Source organism: Pseudoalteromonas nigrifaciens (assembly GCF_002221505.1).
GTDB classification, from domain to species: Bacteria; Pseudomonadota; Gammaproteobacteria; order Enterobacterales; family Alteromonadaceae; genus Pseudoalteromonas; species Pseudoalteromonas nigrifaciens.
This window is the reverse complement of record NZ_CP011036.1, coordinates 319,711-345,212: the sequence shown is the minus strand read 5'-3', so window position 1 is coordinate 345,212 and position 25,502 is coordinate 319,711. Positions and strand designations below refer to the sequence as shown.

The 25,502-nt window shown below is 41.1% G+C and carries 22 protein-coding genes and 2 pseudogenes; 13 read left to right on the top strand and 11 right to left on the bottom strand.

Translation table 11 applies throughout. The features are described from left to right. Positions 1–3: 3 nt before the first annotated feature. Together pstA and PNIG_RS01630 are read right to left on the bottom strand one after the other, a co-directional pair. The gene (gene pstA, locus PNIG_RS01635; protein WP_089367640.1) at positions 4–1,653 is read right to left on the bottom strand and encodes a phosphate ABC transporter permease PstA; all 1,650 of its coding nucleotides are present in this window, start codon (positions 1,651–1,653) and stop codon (positions 4–6) included. Positions 1,654–1,667: 14 nt separating this feature from the next. Beyond that, entirely contained in the window at positions 1,668–3,902 is a 2,235-nt protein-coding gene (locus PNIG_RS01630) for an ABC transporter permease subunit (RefSeq protein WP_089367639.1), read from the bottom strand. Positions 3,903–4,259: 357 nt separating this feature from the next. Between PNIG_RS01630 and PNIG_RS01625 the strand changes: the two genes are divergently transcribed. Continuing rightward, entirely contained in the window at positions 4,260–4,766 is a 507-nt protein-coding gene (locus PNIG_RS01625) for a glycine cleavage system transcriptional repressor (RefSeq protein ID WP_011327021.1), read from the top strand. Between the two features lie 266 nt (positions 4,767–5,032). On the opposite strand, the gene PNIG_RS01620 is transcribed toward PNIG_RS01625, so the two are convergent. The 7 genes and pseudogenes from PNIG_RS01620 to tnpA all read right to left on the bottom strand — a co-directional run bounded on the left by PNIG_RS01620 (position 5,033) and on the right by tnpA (position 13,675). Continuing rightward, entirely contained in the window at positions 5,033–5,488 is a 456-nt protein-coding gene (locus PNIG_RS01620; RefSeq protein ID WP_011327019.1) for a hypothetical protein, read from the bottom strand. Between the two features lie 141 nt (positions 5,489–5,629). After that, positions 5,630–8,746 carry an efflux RND transporter permease subunit gene (locus tag PNIG_RS01615; protein ID WP_089367638.1) on the bottom strand — a complete coding sequence of 1,039 codons (3,117 nt, stop codon included), beginning with the start codon at positions 8,744–8,746 and terminating at the stop codon, positions 5,630–5,632. Between the two features lie 8 nt (positions 8,747–8,754). Then, positions 8,755–10,503, bottom strand: a complete 1,749-nt coding sequence (locus PNIG_RS01610) for an efflux RND transporter periplasmic adaptor subunit (RefSeq protein WP_089367637.1) — start codon at positions 10,501–10,503, stop codon at positions 8,755–8,757. Next, positions 10,493–11,818, bottom strand: coding sequence for a TolC family protein (locus PNIG_RS01605; RefSeq protein ID WP_089367636.1), 1,326 nt, complete (start codon positions 11,816–11,818; stop codon positions 10,493–10,495). Before PNIG_RS01605 ends, PNIG_RS01610 begins: the two co-directional genes overlap by 11 nt. 91 nt (positions 11,819–11,909) lie before the next feature. Next, positions 11,910–12,281 carry a hypothetical protein gene (locus PNIG_RS01600; RefSeq protein WP_089367635.1) on the bottom strand — a complete coding sequence of 124 codons (372 nt, stop codon included), beginning with the start codon at positions 12,279–12,281 and terminating at the stop codon, positions 11,910–11,912. 599 nt (positions 12,282–12,880) lie between these two features. Further along, positions 12,881–13,216, bottom strand: a pseudogene (locus PNIG_RS01595) (paraquat-inducible protein A); the annotation flags it as partial. A 63-nt stretch (positions 13,217–13,279) separates the two neighbouring features. Further along, positions 13,280–13,675, bottom strand: coding sequence for an IS200/IS605 family transposase (gene tnpA / locus PNIG_RS01590; protein WP_089367634.1), 396 nt, complete (start codon positions 13,673–13,675; stop codon positions 13,280–13,282). Between the two features lie 38 nt (positions 13,676–13,713). Between tnpA and PNIG_RS01585 the strand changes: the two genes are divergently transcribed. Continuing rightward, positions 13,714–14,940 (top strand): RNA-guided endonuclease InsQ/TnpB family protein, encoded by a 1,227-nt coding sequence (locus PNIG_RS01585; RefSeq protein WP_089367633.1) that lies wholly within the window; start codon positions 13,714–13,716, stop codon positions 14,938–14,940. A gap of 63 nt (positions 14,941–15,003) precedes the next feature. On the opposite strand, the pseudogene PNIG_RS01580 reads toward PNIG_RS01585, so the two are convergent. Further along, positions 15,004–15,277, bottom strand: a pseudogene (locus tag PNIG_RS01580) (paraquat-inducible protein A); the annotation flags it as partial. A gap of 241 nt (positions 15,278–15,518) precedes the next feature. Here PNIG_RS01580 and PNIG_RS01575 point away from each other — a divergent pair. Both PNIG_RS01575 and PNIG_RS01570 read left to right on the top strand, forming a co-directional pair. Next, the gene (locus PNIG_RS01575) at positions 15,519–16,085 is read left to right on the top strand and encodes a PhnA domain-containing protein (RefSeq protein ID WP_011327013.1); all 567 of its coding nucleotides are present in this window, start codon (positions 15,519–15,521) and stop codon (positions 16,083–16,085) included. Between the two features lie 147 nt (positions 16,086–16,232). After that, positions 16,233–17,042 carry an META domain-containing protein gene (locus PNIG_RS01570; RefSeq protein ID WP_089367632.1) on the top strand — a complete coding sequence of 270 codons (810 nt, stop codon included), beginning with the start codon at positions 16,233–16,235 and terminating at the stop codon, positions 17,040–17,042. 56 nt (positions 17,043–17,098) lie between these two features. Here PNIG_RS01570 and PNIG_RS01565 read toward each other — a convergent pair whose 3' ends face one another. After that, the gene (locus PNIG_RS01565) at positions 17,099–17,938 is read right to left on the bottom strand and encodes a 23S rRNA (adenine(2030)-N(6))-methyltransferase RlmJ (RefSeq protein WP_089367631.1); all 840 of its coding nucleotides are present in this window, start codon (positions 17,936–17,938) and stop codon (positions 17,099–17,101) included. A 238-nt stretch (positions 17,939–18,176) separates the two neighbouring features. Between PNIG_RS01565 and PNIG_RS01560 the strand changes: the two genes are divergently transcribed. The 9 genes from PNIG_RS01560 to PNIG_RS01520 all read left to right on the top strand — a co-directional run bounded on the left by PNIG_RS01560 (position 18,177) and on the right by PNIG_RS01520 (position 25,477). After that, positions 18,177–18,407 (top strand): cell division protein ZapB, encoded by a 231-nt coding sequence (locus tag PNIG_RS01560; RefSeq protein ID WP_011327009.1) that lies wholly within the window; start codon positions 18,177–18,179, stop codon positions 18,405–18,407. Beyond that, positions 18,407–18,712 (top strand): cell division protein ZapA, encoded by a 306-nt coding sequence (locus PNIG_RS01555; RefSeq protein ID WP_011327008.1) that lies wholly within the window; start codon positions 18,407–18,409, stop codon positions 18,710–18,712. The genes PNIG_RS01560 and PNIG_RS01555 overlap by 1 nt, the downstream gene beginning before the upstream one ends. Positions 18,713–18,771: 59 nt before the next feature. After that, positions 18,772–19,788 carry an MBL fold metallo-hydrolase gene (locus tag PNIG_RS01550; protein WP_089367630.1) on the top strand — a complete coding sequence of 339 codons (1,017 nt, stop codon included), beginning with the start codon at positions 18,772–18,774 and terminating at the stop codon, positions 19,786–19,788. Between the two features lie 56 nt (positions 19,789–19,844). Further along, positions 19,845–21,314 carry a transglycosylase SLT domain-containing protein gene (locus tag PNIG_RS01545; RefSeq protein ID WP_011327006.1) on the top strand — a complete coding sequence of 490 codons (1,470 nt, stop codon included), beginning with the start codon at positions 19,845–19,847 and terminating at the stop codon, positions 21,312–21,314. A 70-nt stretch (positions 21,315–21,384) separates the two neighbouring features. Further along, complete coding sequence (locus PNIG_RS01540) at positions 21,385–21,879, top strand: FKBP-type peptidyl-prolyl cis-trans isomerase (protein WP_011327005.1); 495 nt, start codon at positions 21,385–21,387, stop codon at positions 21,877–21,879. Positions 21,880–21,910: 31 nt separating this feature from the next. Beyond that, entirely contained in the window at positions 21,911–22,639 is a 729-nt protein-coding gene (locus tag PNIG_RS01535) for an SDR family NAD(P)-dependent oxidoreductase (RefSeq protein ID WP_089367629.1), read from the top strand. Then, entirely contained in the window at positions 22,636–23,475 is an 840-nt protein-coding gene (locus PNIG_RS01530) for an amidohydrolase family protein (protein WP_089367628.1), read from the top strand. The genes PNIG_RS01535 and PNIG_RS01530 overlap by 4 nt, the downstream gene beginning before the upstream one ends. Positions 23,476–23,524: 49 nt before the next feature. After that, complete coding sequence (locus PNIG_RS01525; RefSeq protein ID WP_089367627.1) at positions 23,525–25,090, top strand: S41 family peptidase; 1,566 nt, start codon at positions 23,525–23,527, stop codon at positions 25,088–25,090. A 3-nt stretch (positions 25,091–25,093) separates the two neighbouring features. Then, positions 25,094–25,477 (top strand): hypothetical protein, encoded by a 384-nt coding sequence (locus PNIG_RS01520; protein ID WP_011327001.1) that lies wholly within the window; start codon positions 25,094–25,096, stop codon positions 25,475–25,477. The last annotated feature ends 25 nt before the right edge of the window (positions 25,478–25,502 follow it).

Sequence of the window (25,502 nt, the reverse complement as noted above, 5' to 3'; positions counted from 1 at the left end):
TTATTAAAGCTCAAGCGATCTGAATTTTTCACGTAAATGATTACGTATACCAATAGCGGTTATGTTGAGGGTAATAATTACCGACACTAATAAAAATGCCGTTGCATATACCAGCGGTCGCGCCGCTTCAACATTCGGGCTTTGAAAGCCAACATCGTAAATATGAAAACCTAAGTGCATAAACTTTCTGTCTAAGTGAAAGTATGGAAAGTTACCATCAAGCGGTAACGTAGGTGCCATTTTTACTACACCCACCAGCATTAATGGCGCTACTTCACCTGCTGCACGCGCAACAGCCAGTATTAAACCTGTCATAATTGCTGGGCTTGCCATAGGTATAACAATACGCCATAAGGTTTCTGCTTGTGTGGCACCAAGCGCTAATGATCCGTGGCGTACCGTACTTGGAATACGCGATAGTCCCTCTTCAGTGGAAACAATAACCACAGGCAAGGTAAGTATTGCCAGTGTTAAAGCCGACCACATAACACCTGGTGTACCAAATACCGGAGTAGGTGATGACTCAGGATAAAATAATTGGTCAAGGCTGCCACCTAGCATATAAACAAAAAAGCCTAAGCCAAATACACCATATACAATAGAAGGTACACCGGCTAGGTTAATTACCGCAATACGGATCATCTTAGTTACCGCATTTTTAGCCGCGTATTCATGCAAGTAAATTGCAGCAACCACCCCAAATGGCGTCACAATAACAGCCATTAGCATAACCATAAACACGGTACCAAATATGGCCGGAAATACGCCACCTTCGGTATTTGCTTCGCGAGGGTCGTCTGATACAAACTTACCTAATTGGATGAAGTAATGGCCCAGTTTGGTTAAAAAGCTCATGTCGTTTGGAAACCACACATCTAATACTTGATACAATGGAATGGTGACTATTTCGCCGCGCATATCTTTAACCATAACTTGGTCGCGCTGTGCTTGTTTACGCAGTGCAAACAGTTGCTTTTCGAGCACCGCATACTCGGCACGTAGTTCTGCACGCGCCTCTGCAAGCTCAGCAACACGTTCGTCTGTAAGTTCATTATCAAGTAAGTAGGATTTTTCTTTTAGCCTTAGACGTTCCAGTTCATAGTTAATATGACCAATATCACCGTTTTGTAAATTAAGTGCTTCGTCGTTTAAATCAACTGCCCGTTCAACCAGCTTATGTAAATAGGCTACCTTATCGCCGGTAACAGGTTGTCCGTCTTCAATTACGCCTTCTACGTAGCCATAAAAATTACCATTTTTGCTACGCTCAAACACGGCAAGGGTGGTAGGCGTTGATTGGTTTTTTATGTCGGTATTTAATATCCAACGAAAATCTAAATCTACATATTCACGGTTACCGGTTTTAATTAATAACCGCTCAAATTCTTCCCTATCATATGCCGAAACATCAACACCGGTTGCCGCTAAACGCGCTTTGGGTACTAATTCTCGATCGTAAATTTCACCAATAATAGTTTGTTTTGCAATTGAGCCTTCCAGCTCAAATTGCACTACCTCTGAAGGCCAGAAAAAGCTTAACCCTTTCCACGCTATCATAGCTAATAAACCAATTACTGAAATTAAGCTGATGCTCACCGCACCACCGGTCATCCAAATCCAAGGAGAACCAGACCTAAACCACTGCTTTACCATGTCGTGTTCTCCACTTACATTGAGCTGTATTTTTCACGCAGTTGCTGACGAACAAACTCAGCAATGGTGTTAAAAACAAAGGTAAATATAAATAATACAAATGCTGCTAAAAACAATATTCTGTAATGCGAACTACCCACTTCCGACTCTGGCATTTCAACCGCAATATTTGCCGCAAGCGTACGCATTCCCTGAAACACACTCCAATCCATAATCGGGGTATTACCGGTTGCCATAAGCACTATCATGGTTTCGCCTACTGCGCGGCCAAGGCCCATCATTACCGCAGAAAATATTCCAGGGCTGGCGGTAAGTAATACCACGCGTATCAGTGTTTGCCACTGTGTTGCACCCAGTGCCAGTGAGCCATTAGACAAATGCTTAGGCACGCTAAATACCGCGTCTTCCGCAATCGAAAATATAGTAGGAATTACAGCAAAGCCCATCGCAATACCCACTACCAAGGCATTACGCTGATCGAAGGTCATGCCAAGCTCGTTAGTTAAATATTGGCGCACGTTACCATCAAACATCCACAGCTCAACAGTTTCGCTCATCGCAAACGAAAGCCAACCAATAAATAACACTACCGGTATAAGTATAATGGCATGCGATCCTTCAGGAATTTTATGGCGAATACTGGCTGGTAATTTAGTCCAACCAAGCGCAGTAGCCAAAATACCTAAAGGTAATAACACCAGTAAGCCAACTATGGCTGGTAAGTGCTGCTCTATTAAAGGCGCTAACCATAGACCCGCTAAAAACCCCAAAATAACGGTAGGAAGTGCTTCCATTATTTCTACCGTTGGCTTAACCACTTTACGCAGTTCACTCGACATAAAGTAAGCGGTATAAATAGCAGCAGAAATCGCGATAGGTACGGCAAATAGCATGGCGTAAAATGCCGCCTTTAAAGTACCAAACGAAATAGGCACTAACGAAAACTTAGACTCAAAGTCGTCACTGGCTGAGGTTGATTGCCAAATATAACCTGGCTCTGGGTAACCTTCGTACCACACTTCTTGCCAAAGTGCAGACCAAGTAACTTCAGGATGTTCGTTATGAACTTCTAATACGGTTAGTTTGTTGTCAGCAACAATTAGCGCTGCATTTGCACGCGGTGCTATAGCAAAGTTTTTAATTGCTCCTTCGCTTACTTTGCCTTGCCACAATTTTGCTTGGCTTGTGGTGTAATAAACGCCTAACTCACCATTACTACTGGTAGTAAAAAAGGTACGGCGGTAAAACTCAGTAAATACGTTTAACTTACTTTGCTTTGTTGTTTCAAATGAGCGGATTTTTTGATATTCACGGCCACTATCGGTATTTATTTCAAACCACTGCGATACCTTTCCATTATCGTTTGCCAACATAAGAGAGTTAGCGCCCGCAAGTAATTGCGCCGCAACAATATTAGCGTTTTCTTCATTGGCAGACAGTAATTGAATTTGCTCTACTTCGCTTGGGTCACGCGTATCGTAAACATAAATTTGATTAGCTGAGCGCACAAATACTCGGGTAGTATCTGGCGACATAAGTAACTCATCTACTCGCCCAGCAACATCTAGCTCGGTGCGTTCCACAAGCCATTCAACTTCACCGCTAAACATGTTTTCTTCAGCAACAAAGCTACTAAATAAAACGCGCTTGTCGGCTGTTAGCGCAACAACGGCTGTTTTGTCTTCAAAGTGGCTAAATGCAAAACGCTTTATAGCAGCACCTTGCTCGTCTACCTCTAAAGCAAGTTCGCCTAGCGGATAATCTAAACGTGGAGTTAATTTACGTTCGTTATTTGGAAACGTCACCATAAATTTAGGAATAACAATTTTTACACTGCCATTTTCTAAACCATATGCATATTGCCCCTGAAACGGTGCACTGGTAGCAAAGCTACTCACATCGCTAGGCAGGGTTACCTCTAGCGTTTTTAGCTTTTTACCAAAGTTAGCTTTTTCAACACTATAAAAGTCAACACTCCCTTTCTGGCTTAATAAATAAGCAACTTCAGTTTGTTCCTCAACGCCTACTCCCACTATTTGCTCTGCGTTTGTAAGATTAAAACTGTCGCGCTTTTCAACTTTAGCTGATTCAAAAATTGGCTGTACTATATAAAGAAGGTAGAAAAAAATTAATAGCAGCGCTATTAATACCATTACTCCACCTACGGTTATGCCAAACTGGGCAAGTCGGTCTTTAAATAGACGGCTTCGATCCGTATTAAAAGTCGGCTTATTCGGATTGGAAGTCATCAAAACATCCTTTAATCTTAACGTTGCAGTGATTATATTTCATCAAAGTGACAGTAATGTTACAGCGGTAATAATTATTTACCGTGTAATTTAAATATCTTTAAGATCAAATAGCAGCCGTGTTTATGCAGTATTGATGAACTAAATATTATATTTATTGGACAAAGTATTTATCGAGGTCAATACTCAGGAAGCATTTAGTTAATAATTATAGTTTGTTGCAAGGGCTGCACTGTAGAATTAAAGGTCTAACTTTAGCAGCTAAATCATAATATTTAACCTGAACTCTGAATAGAGTTAAACAACACTTAATGCCTATGCATTACCTTATTTGGGCTTTAAAGAAGAGAACTATTTATGAAGCAGTTGGTTATAACCATTTTAGGACAAGATCGTCCTGGTTTAGTAGAGAGCATTTCATCCGTTATTTTAGAGAATCATGGCAACTGGCTAAGCAGCAACTTGAGCCATTTGCTCGGTCACTTTGCAGGTATTATTCAGATTGAAGTTAGTGAAGAGCATTTTCAGGCACTGCAAAATGCGCTCAATGCTCTGCCTAAACTTGATGTACGTATTGAAACAGGCAATACAGAAATCGAACCCGCCACACGTGAGCAACTTAACTTTGTTATTACCGGTAACGATCGCCCGGGTATTGTGCAAGAGCTTGCAAGTGTAATTCGTCATAAAGGAGCCAATATTACTCACTTAAACTCAAGGCAACAAAGCGCACCTAATTGGGGCGTGCCTATTTTTAGTGCTGTTGCTACAGTAACACTACCTAATGGGTTGAATAAAGAAGAAGTAATTAATGCATTAGAGTCGATAACAAGCGACTTAATTGTTGATGTAGAAAAAGTTTAACAAAATAACGACGCTACACACCATAGTGTAGCGCCGTTATTTTTATTAGTTTTAACTGTATATAAATTTACATAACCTGAACTCTGGTTAAGAGATTTACTAACATATTGAATCATAGTTATATTTAATTTTATTTTCTCTAGCTAGAGATTTTCAGTGAAAATAAGGCGAATTTACGCGTCAATAGCTGGCCTATTGCAAGAAAATTCAACGCAGTTAGCGCTGAAAATAGCTGCTTAAGATAAGTTTATTATCCGGAGATCAGGTTACATATCTATATGTCGGTTTATGCTTTGTACCATTTGTTTTAATCCTTGGTACTCAAGCTGCAGTATTTGTCCGAGTTTTTCTTTACCGTCTGCAGTTTGTGTTTTTCCCTCTAAGTACTCATAAGCATTTATTACTTTTTGATGCTGATCAGACAAATAGCCCTGAATAGCTTGCTCATCTAATTGGGTACTTCGATCTAAATCAGTAAAATTCAGTAGCTCTGGATTTTCTGCAAAATACTCATAGCAGTATGTATCTAACGTATTTATGGTGGTGATTGCTTTAAAGCCAATTAAATCTTCAGCGAGTTTTTTTTCGTATTTAGTACAGTAATCAACTAATTGAGTATTATGCTCACCTAATAGTTCCCGCACACTAAAAAAGTTGGCCGCCATTTGTGTATGAAACAAAATAGTCCAGTCATACATTTGTTGAATTGTTTTAACTTGCATCTGCATTCCTTACTTAAGCTGAGTAAACATAGTAATGCGTAAATCGTGCCATATAAAAAAGTGAGCAATATCAATAGCAAAGTTGCAGGCTATGTAACTTAATACTGTTTTTCAGTATAAGTTACATAACCAATGTAAATATTATAGGTCGCGTTTGCGCCACAATAAATACGTTGCCGGTATTACTAATAAGGTTAAAACAACCGCACTAAACATACCCCCTACCATAGGCGCTGCTATGCGGCTCATTATTTCACTGCCCGTGCCAGTGCCATAAAGTACCGGTAATAAACCTATCACTATAGTAGCTACTGTCATCATTACGGGGCGTACTCTTAGCCCTGCGCCCTCTGTTATTGCTTGCTTAAGCTGCTCATAATTAAGCGGCACACCAGTTTGTTGTGCTTGGGTAATTTTTTCTTGGTAGGCCTGATTTAAATACACCAGCATGATCACCCCAATTTCTACGGCCACCCCTGCAAGTGCAATAAAGCCCACCCCAACAGCCACCGAAAAGTTAAAGCCTTCTAGGTACATTAGCCATATTCCGCCAATCATCGCCAACGGTAAAGTAACGATAATAATCAATACCTCCGCAAAGCTTCTAAAGTTCAGATACAGCAGCACTACAATAATGGCTAACGTTAGTGGTAATACGTAAGCAAGCTTATCTTTAGCACGCTGCATATATTCATATTGCCCAGCCCAGGTAATTGAATATCCTGCAGGTAGTATCAATTGCTCATGCAAAATTTGCTGGGCGTTTTCTACATATGTACCAATATCAATATTTTCTATATCAATAAAGCTCCAACCATTTAAGCGGGCATTTTCACTTTTTATTCCGGCTGGGCCATCTTCAATAAATACCTTAGCAACATCGGCTAAAGCTATACGCTGCCCGGCTGGAGTTACAATAGGAAGTAACATTAGCTCCTCAGGTGAATCGCGGTAACCTTGCGGGTATCGTAAACTTACCGGATAGCGCTCTTGCCCTTCTACGGTTTGGGTGACATTTGTGCCGCCAATAGCAGTAGCTACAACTTGCTGTATATCGGCAATATTTAAACTATAGCGCGCCGCTTTTTCACGGTTTATATCTACCTTAATATAACGCCCACCAGCAACTCGTTCAGAATAAACGGATGCCGTACCCGGTACATCTTTTAAAATGCTTTCAATTTGTTGACCTATTTTTTGAATTTCACTCAATTTAGGGCCAGCAACTTTAATCCCCACCGGGGTTTTGATGCCGGTTGCTAACATATCAATACGGGTTTTTATTGGCATAACCCATGCGTTAGTTACCCCGGGAAACTTCACTAAACTATCTAGCTCTTTTTTGAGTTTATCTAGGGTCATACCTTCGCGCCATTGATCTTTAGGCTTGAGCTGAATAAAGGTTTCTATCATGGTAAGCGGCGCTGGATCTGTGGCGGTTTCTGCTCGCCCTACTTTACCAAATACAGTTAGTACCTCTGGCACAGTGGCAATTAATTTATCGGTTTGCTGTAACAACTCCCGCGCTTTACCAATCGAAATACCTGGATAAGTAGTTGGCATATACATTAAATCGCCCTCATCAAGGGGGGGAATAAACTCACTCCCCATTTTATTTACAGGATAAAAGCCAATCACTGCAATCAACGTAGCTAAGGCCAAAGTTGCTTTAGGAAACTTAAGTACTGCGTTAAGTAATGGTTTATAAGCATTTACCAGCATACGGTTAACCGGATTTTTTTGCTCTGAAATTACTTTGCCGCGAATAAAGTAACCCATAAGCACCGGTACTAAAGTAATTGCAAGCCCAGCAGAGGCAGCCATAGCATAGGTTTTAGTGTACGCCAACGGGGCAAACATACGCCCTTCTTGCGCCTCTAAAATAAATACCGGCATAAAACTTACCGTAATTATCATTAAGCTAAAAAATAATGCGGGGCCGACTTCACTGGCCGAATCGATCACCACTTGCCAGCGGTTCTCATCGGTTAGTGGGGTTTTTTCCATATGTTTGTGCATATTTTCAATCATCACTATAGCGCCATCGGTCATAGCGCCAATTGCAATGGCAATACCGCCAAGCGACATAATATTGGCATTAATACCTTGCCAATACATAATTAAAAATGCTGTTAAAATACCCAGCGGTAGAGTAATAATCGCTACTAAAGATGAGCGCACATGAAACAAAAATACAATGCAAACCAAAGCAACCACAACCAACTCTTCGAGTAATTTACTGCTTAAGTTATCAACTGCATCTTTAATCAAGTTGGAGCGGTCGTACACGGGTACAATTTCAACTCCCGCTGGTAACCCTTTTTTTAATGACTCGAGCTTTGCTTTTACCAGCTCAATGGTTTTTTGCGCGTTTTCACCGTATCGCATTACCACTACGCCACCAGCCACTTCACCTTCGCCATTAAGTTCGGCAATACCACGGCGCATTTGCGGCCCTAGACGAATATCGGCCACATCACGCAATTGCAGTGGTGTGGCATTAGTATTTACACCTAAAGGAATCGCTTCTAAATCGGCGACACTTTTAATATAGCCGGTGCTAGTAACCATGTATTCAGCCTCGGCCATTTCGACTACCGATGCGCCCATTTCTTGATTGCCTTGGGCAATGGCAGTTTGAATTAAGCTCAGTGGAATGCCATAAGCTCGTAACTTATCGGGGTCAACCGTAACTTGGTACTGTTTTACCATTCCCCCTACTGAGGCAACCTCAGATACGCCAGGTACGGTTTGTAATTCAAATTTTAAAAACCAATCTTGTAAGCTGCGTAATTGGCTAATATCGTGTTGATTAGTTTTATCTACCAGTGCATATAAGTAAATCCAACCAACACCGGTGGCATCGGGGCCAAGCTCTGCGCTGGCTGTAGCTGGCAAGCGGCTCGCTACTTGGCTTAAATATTCTTGTACTCGGCTACGTGCCCAGTACAAATCGGTTTTTTCATCAAATATTACATATACGTAAGAGTCTCCAAAAAATGAAAAGCCCCTTACTGTTTGCGCTCCTGGCACCGATAACATTGCAGTGGTAAGTGGAAAAGTAACCTGATCTTGCACTACTTGCGGCGCTTGCCCCGGATACGAGGTTTTAATAATTACTTGCACATCTGATAAGTCGGGCAAGGCATCAACTGGGGTATTTTTAACAGCAAATAAGCCCCCGCCAATTAAAATAACGGTCAGTAACAACACAAAAAAGCGATTAAGAACGGACCAACGTATAATTGCAGCTATCATATTGCCTCCTAATGCGCGTTATGCAATTGCATAGTGTGATTGTCAGATGCGCTTGTAGAGTGCTCACCATTTATGTGGCTAATCACAAACTCCCCTTGCTGCAAACTAAAGGTAAAGTTTATTTGTTGCTGCGCTGCAAGTGCGGTTAAATCTATATCATCTGCAAAGGTAAAATCGAGCCTTGCAGGTTCGCGTCCCCATTTTTCTATTGCACCACGGCTAATATTTGCTATGCGCTGTGCTTTATCAATACTGTTAATTGTGCCCAAAACAGTTGCTGTATTTTTTTCGCTATTTGTTACTGTGCTTTTCATTATATGAATAGCCGTTAATACATAACTGCCATCAGCTTGCTTAGTCAGCTCAAAATGTAATGTTTGGCCATTTTCAAAAGCAGTAAAGTCAACATCATCAGCAACCGTAAAGTCCATTGTCATACTAGGCCAATCAAGTTCAGCTATCGGCTCATGGCTAATATTAACCATACGATGTTCCGCCATAATGCTATTAACAATGCCCTCGCTCCATACAGAGCTAACAGCTTGAGGGGCTTGCATGCGTTTAAAGTCTGAGCTTTTACTTGATTCTGAATCTAATAAAAATTGCGCCGAAACCACCACGTCATCATCTGCCATTATTCCTGATAATATTGCGGTGTTTTTACTGTCACTTCTGCCCATTTCTACAGCCACAGATTTAAAGCGCCCCTCGCCCAAGGCAACCACTACACGGTTTTGGTTACCGGTGCGGATCACCGCTTCTTTAGGGACTACTAATTGCGCTTTATTGGCTTGAGTATGAATATTTACTTGGGCAAACATATTAGGCTTAAGTTTATGGCCTTCGTTATTAAAGCGCAGGCGCACTCGCAAGGTCCGGTTTTTAGCATCGAGTGTTGGGTAAATATAATCCACTTTACCCTGCCAGCTTTGGCCACTTAAATAATCAAGCGTCATGCTTACTGGCTGGCCAATCTTAATTAGCTCAGCTTGGCGCTCAAACACTTGCGCTTCAACCCATACCTCATCAAGCTTACCAATACTCATCATAGTGGTGCCGGGGTTAACATAAAAACCTTCGCGCACATTTAGCTCTTCAACTACGCCACTTTGAATGGCATAAAAGGTAATGTTTTGCATTACTTGTTTACTTTTTTGCAGCCGCTCTACAAAATCATCCGATATATTAAGTGACTTTAAGCGTGCTTTAGCTGCGCGAATAAGCACCTGATTGTTACGATTGAGCGCTAATAGAAACTCTTCTTGGGCATTCACTAATTGCGGTGAGTACAAGGTATAAAGTGGCTCACCTTGCTCAACACTGTCGCCGGCTGCTTTGATATAAAGCGTTTCTAACCAACCCTCTACACGAGGGTGAATATGAATAAGTTGATCTTGATTATATTGCACATAGCCAACCGTTTTAACATCATTTTGTAACGCTTTGTACTGTACTTTGGCGATTCTTACCCCGAGATTATTAACCACCGCTGGCGAAATAGTCACAGCACCTGGGCCATCTAAATTGCTACTACTGCCTGGTGCTTCATCGTAAACAGGCACTAAATCCATGCCCATTGGCGAAAGCCCGGGTTCATCACGTCGATAATTACTATCCATGGGTGCTACCCAGTACAGTGGTTGTTTTTCTGTGCTTGCTTTAATATCAGTATTGCTCGCGGGCATAAGCGATAATACTAATGCCGTTACTCCACCACCCACTACAGCTGCTATTAATAGTTTTAAATTAGTATTCACGATTTTGCTCTCCTAATTGCTCAAGCATCACAGCAGCGTCTTGGCTACTGGCATAATAATTTAGACGAGCAATAATAATTTGTTGGTCTATTTGAATATTTAAGCCGTCAATTTTGGCATTAAGCTCACTAATACGAGCACGCATAACTTCTGAAAAATCACCGTCGTCCCGCGTGTATGCATTGAGTGTGGCTTGGGCTTGCTCTGCCATTTGCGGTAATAACTTAGTTTGATAAAGCGTATCGCGTTTTTGTAGCTGCATTAATTGGCTAAACTCTTTGAAATACATCCCTTTTAACTTTTGTAGCGCTATTAACTTTTGAGTTTTAACTGCTTCAGCTGTCGCTATTGCAGCGTTAACTTGCTGATCTTGGCGGTTACTAGTAAATAACGGCAAATCAATACTTACCCCAACAGAGAGTAAATCGGCTCGTGAGTCTCCCATAGGCGTATCACCTCGATGGCTATAGCCCATATTTACTCCAAACTGCGGCTTATAACTTTGCTTTGCGAGCGCTATTTCTGTTTGCTTAGCTGTTACTGTTTGATCAATAGCAACAATCGCGGGATGCGCCATAAGTAACGACATTAGCGCCTCAAATTCCAGCGTGGTAAAACTAATTAACGGCTCAATAGCTGTGTTTTTAGTACTTACTGGTTGAGTTAGCATGCTCATTGGCAACCATTGCGACAGCCGTTTTTTAGCACTTTCAAGTTGCTGCGCTAGCATTACTAATTTATCTTCTAGGCGAGTGAGCTCTAACTGAGCGCGAATAATATCTTGCTGACGAGTTTTGCCTAGCGAGCTGGCATAACTTGATTCGGTTATATCAATCAGTTGCGAAAATAAGGCTTTATCTTGTTCGATAAGCGCAATGCTGCGCTGAGCTCTGTACGCATTAAGCCATGATTCAATAACAATTGTTTTTACTTGTGCAAGGCGATCGGCTCGCAACCAAGGATGTTGCTGCGCAGATTGTGCTAAGGCTTGCTGTTTTAATGCTAGGCTGTCGCCACGACTAAACATTTGGCTTACACCAATACTTAGCTGCATCATACCTTCTTGATCTAAAGCAAAACCATCGGTTGGCACGCCCATTAAACCCAAAGTTAATACCGGATCAGGCAAACTACCTGCGGCTATACTTTGTGCTTGCTCTGAGGCTTGTTGGTACTGGCTTGCCTTTAGCCAAGGCTCATGGTTTAGCGCATACGAAAGCGCCTCATCTAGGCTAAGTTCATTGCTGTGTGCTGAGATTGCAGTTCCTAGCATTAGCGCTAAAAAACTGACTTTAAATACTGCAAAGTGATTCATCACTTACTCCACTAAAATTAAAAGATTAATTTAGAGGCAGAAAAGGTGAATTAAACGACTTGACCTAATTTTAGGTACACCTATCCTGCAATTAAGCAGACATAGGGGGGCGGTATAGCGAGCTGACTAAATGGTGTTGGTTTTGTGAGGAATAGAGCTGTATTTTTTCAGAAATAATCAGTGGGGTGCTAAATAAACCATCAACACTCAACATTGAGTACGCTGAACAAGCATTAATTGGGCAATTACATTCTTGCTCGGTTGCTGCATCATCGCAACAGTCCATATTCATCATACTGACTGACATTTGCTGATGTACTTTTTCAGTTGCAACATTAGTTGCAGCATGCTGTGTTTGGCTCAGATGCGGCATTTCACATAGCATAGCAACAGACGCAACAGCCTGACCCACAAGCGTGAGTAACATAGCGATGATCAGTAAACTAGAGTAAATGCGTTGCAAAAAGTTGCCTTATTGAGGTTCTAGGTTCTAGGTTCTAGGTTCTAGGTTCTAGGTTCTAGGTTCTAGGTTCTAGGTTCTAGGTTCTAGGTTCTAGGTTCTAGGTTCTAGGTTCTAGGTTCTAGGTTCTAGGTTCTAGGTTCTAGGTTCTAGGTTCTAGGTTCTAGGTTCTAGGTTCTAGGTTCTAGGTTCTAGGTTCTAGGTTCTAGGTTCTAGGTTCTAGGTTCTAGGTTCTAGGTTCTAGGTTCTAGGTTCTAGGTTCTAGGTTCTAGGTTCTAGGTTCTAGGTTCTAGGTTCTAGGTTCTAGGTTCTAGGTTCTAGGTTCTAGGTTCTAGGTTCTAGGTTCTAGGTTCTAGGTTCTAGGTTCTAGGTTCTAGGTTCTAGGTTCTAGGTTCTAGGTTCTAGGTTCTAGGTTCTAGGTTCTAGGTTCTAGGTTCTAGGTTCTAGGTTCTAGGTTCTAGGTTCTAGGTTCTAGGTTCTAGGTTCTAGGTTCTAGGTTCTAGGTTCTAGGTTCTAGGTTCTAGGTTCTAGGTTCTAGGTTCTAGGTTCTAGGTTCTAGGTTCTAGCGAAGTTTATGATAATTGAATAGTTAATACAAACCTTTAAATATTTTTTGCATCGGTTTTAATAAAGCTACTCGCGGCAATGGCAAATAAGCAATAACCGGTAAAATATCAAAAGCCATTCCCTAGTTCGGCGTGCATTTTAATTAGCCCACCAGCTTCACCCTCGGCATTGCCTGCAAGATAAGTAACAATAAGTGCAATAACAAACACATCTACCATGCTCCACTTACTTAAAGCGCAAATAGTTACTCCCAGTTTTTGCTTAAACTTACTCGCTGGCAATAAGAAAAATACTAATTGCATTAGTAACTTAATAGTCGGTATTACAATTGAGAAAAAAGTCACCAACACCGCCACTAAATAATTTTTATCGAAATTTTCCGAGAAAACCCATTGATCGACGCGAAGCGGCGTCGATGGGATGAATCGGAATAGTTAGCCCTGCTCTTGAATGTATTTTCGAATTGTATCAGCAGCCGCATTTCCAACAGAGCAAACAAAATATCCGTCAGACCAAAATGTTTTTTTAACCCAGAATTGCTTTTTAAACCATTTAAATCTCGACCATAGACTTTGCGTTGTAGATTGTTTAATTCTCCTAACGTAACTCGCAACACTGATATTGGGAGAGATCGTTAGCAATATGTGTATATGATCTTTGTCCACCTCGATCTCTTCGATATTAAATTCTGAGCGCTCTGCAATTTCAGTGATTTTTTGTTTTACAAAATCACCTACATCACCTTTTAACAATTGTTTTCTATATTTAACCACAAGTATTAAATGTAGCGCTATTAAATATTTACAGTGAGATTTAGTGTCATATTCCATCTTGACAACTCATTTCCATACAGTAGTCTATACAGTATATGAAAAAGACGCTTAGATACAACTACAGGCTAAATCCTACGCCAGAGCAAGAAGCTAAACTCGTTGAGTTTGGCGCGACAGCGCGTGGCATTTGGAACTTATTGTTGTCTGAGAACATGCGTCGATACGAGCACGATAAAACGTTTTTGTTTTACAAAGACATGGCCTCACTACTTAAAGATATCAAGACGTTCGAAGAGTTTAACTGGATCAAAGCATTCGATTCTGCGGCAGCTCAACAAGTTGCCCGCGACCTGGAATTAGCGCTCAAGAATGCTTTTACTAAAGGTCGCTTGCAACGCTTTCCAAAGCACAAGATCTCATATAAAAAGAAAAAACGTCACAACGATAGTTTTCGAGCGGTCAATAACTCGCACTGTATCCGCATTGAAAATGGCGCTATCAGTATCCCAAAGGTAGGCAAGATACCCATTATCTTGCATCGCAAACTAGCAAGTAAAATCAAGACTGTAACTATCCAGTATCACCACGGAAAATGGGGATGCAGCATCACTCAGGAAGTTGAGTGCAAAACAGCTAAACAAGTTTTAAAAACAATCACAGGTTTTGACATTAACTCAAAGCAAACTGTTGTTGGCTCAGATGGTTTTGTGGTCGATAACCCCAAGTTTTTAAAGCAGTCAAAAACAAAGTTAAATCAATTGCAACGCCAGCTTGCACGCCGAACTAAAGGTTCAAATCGCTGGCAAAAAACCAAACAACGCATCAACAAATTACACGGCAAAATCTCACGGCAAAGGCTCGACTTTGCACACAAAATTTCACGCCAGATAACCAATGAAAATGACATTTTAGTGTTCGAAGATTTAAACGTAAAAGGGATGCAAAAGTTCAATGGCAGCATGGTTGCCGACAATGTGATGGGCTTAATTACTCAGCTTTCAAAATACAAAACTGAGCTTGAAGGTAAACTCTATCACGAGATTGGCAGGTTTGAAAAATCCACTGGGGTTTGTTCTGGATGCGGCCAACATCATGTTTTGACATTGAACGACAGATATTTCACATGTACGGCTTGTGAAACTAACCAAAGCCGAGACTTGTCAGCGGCTAAAAGCATAGCAAAAACAGGTGAATTAGATTTGATTGCGGCTGGGATCGTCGCAAGGGTTACCCCCACATCTCAGCAGAAATCAGCCATTAAAACGAAAGTCTTCGAGCTATCGAAGTTTGCTGTTGGAACTGAGAAAAAAGAAGCAGCCTAGTCTCTAAGTCAAGGCTGTAGAAGCCCATTGATCGACACGGAGTGGCGTCGATGGGTAGTTCACTATGAGCCAGTTCGTTAACCGTTCCCCAAATGCTGCGTGTTTTTTGATAAGCACTTATCTCACCTTCAAGCTTATCTAACCCAAACATGCTTGATGCCATCATCAGCATGTTTCGAGTGTTGCGGTCGCCTTCATCGGCAATCATCTCAATGCCTGTTTGCGCTAATTTAGACTTATCTATTTTCCCCTCTAGGGATAATACAGGCTGGGTAACACCGGGAAGCAATAAAGCTAAAGCAATTAAAATACTAACTATAGGGAGAAGTAAGCGCATAACATATCAAAAAAATAAACCATCATGCGCTTATCATACGCAAACTTAAACGCTGCGTCTTGCTCAATGCTAAACCGAGTTTGCTGTATTTAATTATTGTAATTTGCAGTTACAAACAAGATATAACCATACTTTTTATATGGATATGCGCTAATCCTTAGTGCAAATGTACACAAAGAGCCCAGATGGAGGTATAATAACCACATAATATTTTTGTAAAAACAGCATAAGAGCCTCCTATATGAGCATTGAACAAGCCTTAGTAGAACGTAGTAATAACCAATGTGAATTATGTGCAGCAACAGATACTTTATCTGTGTACGAAGTTCCGCCAGTTAAAGAAGCCCACTCAGATAAATGCATTTACACTTGCCAAGTATGTAAAGATCAAATTGAAGACACCGCTGAGCTAACCCCTACCCATTGGCATTGTTTAAACGACAGCATGTGGAGCCAAACTCCTGCAGTTCAAGTAGTTGCTTATCGTATGTTGAGCCGCTTAGCTGCCGACAATGGCTGGGCACAAGACGCCCTAGACATGATTTACTTAGAAGAAGATACATTAGCATGGGCTCAACAAGTACTTGCTGAAGATGACGACCTAAAGCATCTTGATAGCAATGGCGTAGTACTTAAAGCCGGTGATACCGTAACGCTAATTAAAGATTTAGATGTAAAAGGCAGCAGCCTAACCGCTAAACGCGGTACTGCAGTACGTAATATTGGCTTAACCAGTAACCCTGAACATATTGAAGGGCGTGTTGATGGTCAACGTATTGTAATTCTGACCAAGTTTGTTAAAAAGTAAAAACATTTATTTAGGGCGCATAAGCGCCCTTTTTTACGCGTTGTAACAATCACTAAGCCAAACTTTTACTCCTCAATTAAGCCTTAATTAAGTAACTAAGCACTATCTTCATTTAAAATCATCTAATTTAGTATTAAAGGAACAACGATGTTTAAACGTAAGCCAAGTTCAATTTTAAAATCGGTAGCAGGGATCAGCTTCTTAGCCAGTGGCGCATTGGTATTATCTGGATGTGATGATGCAAAGAACACTGCACAGGCAACACAGGCAGAGTCAACAGCAACGCTAACAACTGAAGTTAGTTACCTTGATCGCAGCATGTTGGCGCCTAATTCACAGCTAACAGTAACACTTGCCGATGTATCTAAAATGGATATTAAAGCAACCGTTATTAGCCAGCAGGTTATTGATTTAAATGGTGGTCCTCCTTATACAGTAGAGCTTGCCTACGACACTAACAAAATTAATAAAGCACTTAGCTACAGCGTTAGTGCACGTATTGAAAATAATGGTGAGCTACTCTACACCAGCACAAGCAACAACAACCCATTCGCAGCAGATGCACAAACCAGCCCGTACAAAATTGTGGTTACAAAAGTAGATCAAAAACCAGATGTTGATTTAGCAAATACATATTGGAAAGCAATCACTTTAGCTGGCGATAATGTTACGGTTACAACAAAAGAACCTTTCATTCAATTTAGTAATGATGGCAAAGTGCATGGGTTTTTAGGCTGCAATAACTTTAACGGTGGTTATGAAGTTAATGAGCAAACGGTGACTTTTGATCACATAGCGGCAACGCAAAAAATGTGTCATGAAAACATGGATCAAGAAGCTGCAATGTCTAGCATGCTAAGTAAAGCTGCGCAGTGGCAAGTTAATGGCGAATCGTTGAGCTTAAAAGATGAAAAAGGTGAGCCACTAGCTACCTTTAAAGCCGTTTACTTTAACTAAAATAACTGCAGTAATAATTAAAATGCCCAGTTTAACTGGGCATTTTGCTATGTGGGTTACTCTGCGACTAACTGCTCGCTGCGATAAAAACCACTTGATTCACTCAATATACTCACCAGCTCTGGCAACACCTCGTCCATAACCTGTTTTAATTTCCACGGTGGATTAATTACTATCATCCCCGAGGCAGTCATGCCATGCACGTCGGTATCGGCTTTGGTAGCTAGCTCAAATAATTGAATATTACGCATGCCAGAGTCAATTAGGTCTTGCTCCATGTTGTCAATGCGGCTACGGTCAACAACAGGATACCAAATCATGTATGTGCCTGTAGCAAAGCGCTGATACGCTTGCATCAACGTAGTAATAACAGTGTCGTAATCGTCTTTGACTTCATAAGGTGGGTCTATTAACACGCAGGCTCTGCGCGATGCAGGGGGTAATAAGCCAACCAAACCAGCAAAACCATTTTCGCCACGTACTCGAATCGAACGCTTCCCTTGCATGTTCTCCTCTAGTAATAACAAATCACGTGGGTGCAGCTCAAAAAACCAGCCTTTATCTTGGCGGCGTAAAAAGTGTTCCGCAATTTTTGGCGAACCCGGATAAAACTCTAACTTGGCTGTTTGGTTAAACGATTTGATCAGTGCAATATAGTCGTTTAAAGCTGAGTGTTTACTAGTGTGTTGCCACAGTTTTTCAATGCCGTCTTGATACTCTTGTGTTTTTTGTGCATCGGCCGCTGCTAATTCGAAAAAGCCCGCACCCGAATGAGTGTCTATATAATCCAGTGGCTTATCTTTTAAAGTTTGGTAACCTAACACTTGTGCTAACACTAAATGTTTAAGTACATCGGCAGGGTTTCCGGCATGAAATGAGTGTCTGTAACTAAGCATTATTTATTTTCGCCATACGCTATTTAATAAAAACAGTGAACCATAAGCACTGTACTTTGACAACCTATCCCCTGATAAGCGGCCATTAAAATGAACCATTTCTGAATGAAAAAGCCAATACACTGAATTATCCCTTAACAGAGAATAAAAATCAGCTAAAACCAGCGTAAATGCTGGTAAATAAACAAACTTTGCTTTACATTTGCATTACCTTAATTACAGTTATATGAGCGCCTTTATGAATAACAACACTCTTCAACAACTCGAACAACTGATCGACCAATTAATTCAGCGTAATAATCAATTACAAGCTGATGTTTCTAATTTAAAAGAACAAAATAGTAAACTCGCTGACGACAACGAGCTTTTGCAATTAGAAGCCCTTGAAAACGAAGAAAAGCAAAAAGATGCCAGCACTACTTTATCTGGCCTGCTTGATAAGTTACAAAGCGCACAACAGGCTAGCTAATGTCTGAGCTGCAAAACCAGCGAGTCACTGTTGAATTGCTTGGTAAAGAGCAGCAATTTGCTTGTCCACCTGGGCAAGAAGAGGCACTTAAAGCGGCAGCTAAAAATCTCAATGATTTAGTTGAGCAAATGAAACAACGCTCTACTGTTAAAAATGAGCAAAATGCCCTACTTATGGCAGCCTTAAATTTAAGCCACGAATTGCTAGAAGCAAAGACTATAAAAGCCGTTGATCTGCAACACCAAGATCAACTCATTGATAAGTTGAGTCAGCACTTATCAAATGACTCTAAACATAATAAATAAAAGCGCCTAGAGCGCTTTTATTTATTACGCAGCTTTTAAACCATAATAGAGAGCGTTATATGAAGTCAGCCCTGCGTTTATTTAAATTAAGTAAGTACCTACTACTGCTTAACTCTTTTTATTTTGCAGCCAATGCTAACGCCGATGTTACGTGGGAGAAAATAAGTCCCAATATTCAATTTTTAAAACAACAGCATAAACTACGTTTTTACGACTCAAACCAAGTATTAATTGAAGGTAGTAAATGCGCACTGTTAGTAGATACCAGCGGCAACTTTGCTGCAGTAGAACAACTTGCTAGCGATTTAAAAAAGCACGTAACAACACCTTTGTGTTACTTAGTGGCCACTCATTTTCATGACGATCATTTGCTGGGGATGGCTGTAATGCAGCACTTTTACCCCGATGCGCAATTAATTACCCATCAGCAAGTAAAAACTGACTTTGCCCTTTATCAGCAAGCATTTAACGATAAGCTAGAGGGATTCGAAAAAAGCATTGAGCTTAGCTACCAACGCTTAGCAACACTCCCCGAAAATGAGCAAGCCCAGTGGCGCACAAAGTTAGAACGCGCTAAACAGCGCCTATTCCGCTGGCAAAAATATCAACTCAATGCACCTGAAATAAGCATAAACACCAATAAAACACTAGACTTAGGCAATTTTGAGATTACTTTAAACGCCCACCAAGCACATACCAATGGCGATTTAACCATTACAACTAACAGTGGCAGCACTTTGATTGGTGGAGATATTGTTGACTGGCTTCCCTACCCTGGCCACGGCGAGCTAAGCAGCTGGCGCGCACTGCTACAACAATATATTAATGACTCAGTGCTAAAAACTATAATTCCTGGTCATGGTGAACTAACTAATAAGTCGCAACTGCAGCAGTCGCACGCATTTTTAACCGCCATTACAGAGCATGTAGCTAATAATAGTGGGCAAACAATAGAGCAGTTAATGCTGTCATTTCCTGATGTCGCGATTAAACCCTACATGCAAGAGTCGCTTAATGCCAAGTCGAGTAATTTATTTTTACAAGCAGGATTAATTCGCGCGATAAACGCAAAATAACTCAACACAACGGACTGTGTTAAAATAGTAAAAGGATTTTAATAGAAGTGAATGTTATGCGCAGTTTGGTTTTAGCTTGTTTAGGTGTTTTTTTATTTGGCTGTGAAACCACCAAGCCAGAGCCTATAGAAGCACCGCAAATATTTACTCACTTTAAGCCAAGTTACAGCGCCCCTAGTGAATTAAAAACACCGCAAAGCACAAAAACTAACTTACGCATAACGCCGCCTAAAAATACAAAAAATAAGATAATAACGCCACCGGCCAAAACAACTGACTTATGGCAGCATATCGCTAATAATCTGCATTTTCCTATTGAGCAAAATAAAGCGCTGAAAAAGCGTATTAATTGGTATTTGCAGCAACCCGATTACCTGCAAGTTATGAGCAAACGAGCCGCTCCGTATTTATACCATATTGTAAAAAAGGTAGAACAACAGCAACTACCAATAGAGTTAGCACTGCTGCCTTTTGTAGAGAGCGGATTTAGACCCACTGCACACTCATCGCAGCAAGCTGTTGGCGTATGGCAACTGGTAGGAGCAACTGCACATCATTTTGGGGTTAAGTCTGATCAATGGTATGACGGCCGCCAAGATGTACTTGCCGCCACCGACGCAGCACTGGCGTATTTAAGTTACTTATATAAACGCTTTGATGGCAATTGGCTGCACGCTCTCGCCGCTTATAATAGCGGTGAAGGGCGAGTTAAACGCGCGATTAAACAAAATAAAAAGCACGGTAAAAGCACTGATTACTGGTCGCTAAAATTACCTCAAGAAACCGCCGATTATGTACCCAAGTTACTGGCACTAAGCTACTTAGTTAAACACCCGCAACAAGGTTTTAAACGCCCAAAGCTCGCTTACAAAGCATTGACCACCCATATGAATGTAGGCCAACAATTTGATTTTTCAATCATTGCCAAGCTCTCTGGAGTAGGCTCTAAGCAGCTACATGCACTTAATCAAGGGTATTTAAAAAATCAAAGTTCACCCAATGGTCCGCATACGTTATTACTGCCAATTGAGCAACAGGCACTATTAAACAGTTCGTTTTTTAAAACTAACTTTGCTGGAGAGTACATAGTTAAACAAAACGATACGCTTTACAGTATTGCTAGGCGCTTTGGCATGCCTTTAAGTACCTTAAAGCAACTTAATAATAAACAAAACAACTTAATTGGCATTGGTGAAAAATTACTTGTTGGCCAGCCCAAAACACTTCCGGAATCATTGACTATTGATTATAAAATTAGCCCCTACCTTGAGCATCAAGAAGTGGTAATTGCAACACTCGAAATAGACTATGAAGTGCAACCAGGCGATACCTTGTGGAGCATTAGTCAGCTTTACAATGTGCCGCATAGTGACCTAGCTAAATGGAATAAACTGTCGGCGTCGAGTATGCTCAAACCAGGTATTCAATTAGTGTTATTTATTCCTCAAGCCGAAAAGCCTCAAGTAACAACAATTAAAAAAGATTTATTGTTAGATCTACAAAAAACATTAAATCAGCCACGTTAAGTTTCTAAAAAAACATATTTCGCGTAAAATTACGCTCTAACTAATACAGTCAAAATTTAAAGAGATAAGCATGCAAATTAGTAAAAATTCAGCCGTTGAATTTCATTACACCCTTAGCGAAGCCGGTGAGCAAATAGAAACCAGCACTAACGAAGCGCCTCTTACTTATATTCATGGCAGCGAAGGCATGCTTCCTGGTTTAGAAAATGCGCTGGAAGGCAAAGCCGCTGGCGAAAAGTTTAGCGTTACATTAGCGCCAAGCGAGTCATACGGCGAACGTGTTGATAACTTAGTACAACGCATTCCGTTAAAGCATTTACAAACACAAAGCAAAGTTAAAGTATGGAAACCAGGCATGACCGCAATGGTAAGCTCGGATCAAGGTCGTCATCAGGTAACTATTATTAAAGTAGGCCGCTTTAATGCCGATTGTGATTTAAATCATCCATTTGCAGGTAAAACACTGACTTTTGATGTTGAAGTAGTGTCGGTACGTGAAGCCACCAGCGAAGAAGTATCGCATGGCCATGTGCATGCAGCAGGCGGATGTGGTCACTCTCACTAATTAAAAAGTAATAACAAATAAAGGAGCAAGTATGTCAAAAGTGGCTATTGTTACCGGCGGCACCAAAGGTATTGGTTTAGCGGTAGTACAGCGCTTACTAGCAAGCGGCTATGAAGTACATAACCTTGATATAACACCAAGTAACTTTGGTGAGTTTCATCATTGTGATGTAAGCGATGTCACTGTTGTACGTCGTTGTATTAATGCCATAGTTGAGCAAACGCAGCGCATTGATGTACTTGTTTCTAATGCAGGAAAACATTTAAGCGCCAACATAGAAAGTACCGATGAGCAAACTCTCGATGCACTATTTGCGCTTAATGTAAAAGGCGCGTATGCGGCAGTGCAAAGTGTATTACCAATAATGAAAACCCAAAACAACGGCGCTATTGTGCTTATAGCCTCAGATCAGGCAATTATAGGTAAAAAAAATTCATTTGCTTATAACCTGACTAAACACGCCCTTGCTTCTATGGCAAAAACCACCGCGCTTGATTACGCGAGTTTTAATATTAGGGCTAATGCCGTGTGCCCTGGCACTATAGAAACACCGTTATTTCATAACGCCATAGACGCTTACTGTAAAAACAGTGGTGCCAATAAAGCACAAACAGTAGCCGAAGAGGCGGCATTGCAGCCACTTAACCGTTTAGGCCAAGCTGATGAAGTAGCCGCTTTAGTGAATTTTTTAGTCAGCGATGATGCAAGCTTTATCACCGGTAGCTTGCAAAGTATTGACGGTGGTTATACAGCGCAATGAGTAGTGCTATTATTGACCCCCATGTGCATTTTTTTAATCTACTTGAGGGGCAATATACTTGGTTACAAGGCGCTAACCCGCCGCCATGGCCTAACTTAGACAAAATAAAGCAGCCGATCAGTGCTGCGCAATTAATGCAAGATTGCGACTTTAAACTTGCAGGCTTAGTGCATATTGAAGCGGGGTTTGATAACAGCGCACCTATAAACGAGCTTAACTGGCTCACCAAGCACTTGGCTGGTATTACTTACAAAGCCGTTAGTTTTTCCCAGATTGATCAAAGCAATCAGCTATTTAGCCATGCGCTCAGTAACCTTTCCCATCCAAGCTTAGCGGGCATTAGAGATATTACCCAAGGTGATGACGCCAAACGTTTGCTCAGCAGTAATTGCTACAATAACTTTGAAACGTTACAGCAGTTAAAATTACATTTTGAAGCCCAGTTTGAGCTTGAAAACCATATTATAGTTAAGCAAATTGCTCAATACGCCAAACAGTTTCCACAGTTACAAATTATACTTAATCACGCAGGTTTACCCCACAATATGCCAGCGTGGCAGCAAGGCATTAAATTACTCGCCAAGTACCATAACATTGCAATTAAGTTTTCGGGATTTGAGTTACTTAAGCTCAATAGCGGGCAGCAAGCACAGTGCTTTAATATTATTTTGCAACACTTTGGCGAGCAAAGAATAATGTTTGCGAGTAACTTCCCCGTTTGCCAAATCAATACCCAATATAACGACTTATGGCAGGCACACTTTAACTTATGTAGTAACCAAGCACTTTGGCAGCAATTAAGCTATAAAAACGCTAAACACTGCTATCAACTCTAAATAAAAGCCGCTATATTTAAATTAATCGTTTAAAAATAGAGCTTCTTATATGCACTCTAAAATTCGTGACAAAAAAACAACAACACTCGCTTCCTTAGCACTGCTTAGCGTTTTATCTGGGTGTGGCGGCGGTAGCGATAGCGAGGGCCTTACTCCTAATAGCAATACCAATAGCTGGAACGCAGGGGTATTTGCCAGTGCCAGCCAATTTAAAGGACAATGCCAAGCAAGTAATGAAAAAAACTGGCTGCGTTCGTGGAGTAACGAAACCTACCTTTGGTACGATGAGATAATAGATACCGATCCAGCGCTTACAAGCGGCGTAGTTGCTTATTTTGATACCTTAAAAACCAATGAACTGACCGATTCAGGCGCTAAAAAAGATAACTACCACTTTAACTTACCTACCGATGAGTGGCAGCGCCAAAGTCAATCAGGGGTAACCTATGGCTATGGCTTTAATATAAAAATACTTGCTAGCAGCGCGCCACGCCAAGCCGTTATTAGCTATACCGAGCCAAATACACCTGCGAGTAATCAAAACCTTGCTCGTGGCTTTGAACTTGTTGCAGTAGATGGCATTGATTTTGTAAATACGACTTCCAGCAGTGAAGTTGCTCTTATTAGTGCAAGTTTGTTTCCTGAGCAAACAGGTAAAACGACCGAGTTTGTATTTAAAGACATAAATACTAACCAAAACCGTACCGTAACACTCACCTCGCAAAATATTACCTCGCAACCGGTAGTCAATGTGCGTACCGACTTAGCCGATGGCGATGTGGGTTATTTTCAGTTTAATAGCCATAATGCGATTGCTGAAGATCAGCTCTACAATGCATTTAACCAATTTGCAGCAAGTAATATTAAAGACTTAGTGATTGACGTACGCTATAACGGCGGCGGCTTTTTACAAATGGCCAGCCAAGTAGCCTATATGATTGCGGGCCGCGCGAACACCCAAGGAAAAGTGTTTGAGCGTACTGTTTTTAACGATAAAAATCCAAATACCAACCCGGTAACTGGGCAAACACTTAGCCCAATGCCGTTTACTAATCAGTTTGTGGGATTTGCTGATAACCCTGCAACTGTGCCCGGTAGCGCACTGCCAACATTAAACCTAAACCGCGTATTTGTTCTCACGACTAGCAGCACCTGTTCAGCAAGCGAAGCCATTATTAATGGTCTGCGCGGCGCCGACATTGAAGTGATCCAGATAGGCTCTGGTACCTGTGGCAAGCCTTATGGCTTTTATCCTACCGATAACTGCGCAACCACCTATTTTACCATTCAGTTTAGCGGTATAAATAATAAAGGTTTTGGCGAGTATGCTGATGGCTTTGCGCCAAAAAACACTATTGATAACGCTTTTCAACCCGTATTATTAAATGGTTGTGCGCTTGCCGATGACTTTTCTCAGCCATTAGGTAATGCCAATGAAGCACTGCTTAAAACAGCGCTTAACTATCGAAATACCGGTAGCTGCCCTGCGCCAAGCTCCATAAACAGTAAACAAGGTTTTGCACCTGCTATTACAACTGATTCGCCTGAAGTAAAAGATACGCGAATTCAAACCTTGCTTGAGCAAAATACTATTCTTAGCGATAACATGAGATAAACCATGAAAGTACGCCGACTTACAGTAATCGCATTTATAACAACCGCACTCAGCGGCTGCTTAGCACAAAGCGCTGAGCCAACTCCTAAGCTGCAGCATGCGCTATTAGTAACACCTAATAGCATAGCAGTAGCTAATGCTATTGCTAGCTTGCTGCATAGCTCACAAGTGCAATTAGCCGATGATGTATTTACTACTAACAGTACTGTGACGCTCGATAAACTCAACCATAAAGACTCTATGGGTAATCCTATTATGGGTAAGCAGCTTAATATGCCCGACCAGTTTGAGTTAATGATTAAAGGCAAGCAATGCTTTGTTCGCCATCTTGATAGCAAAGCAACGCAGCAGTTAAAAGGCGTGCAGTGTAAAATTAATCAGCTATAACAATAACGCCAAATAGAAAAAGCCG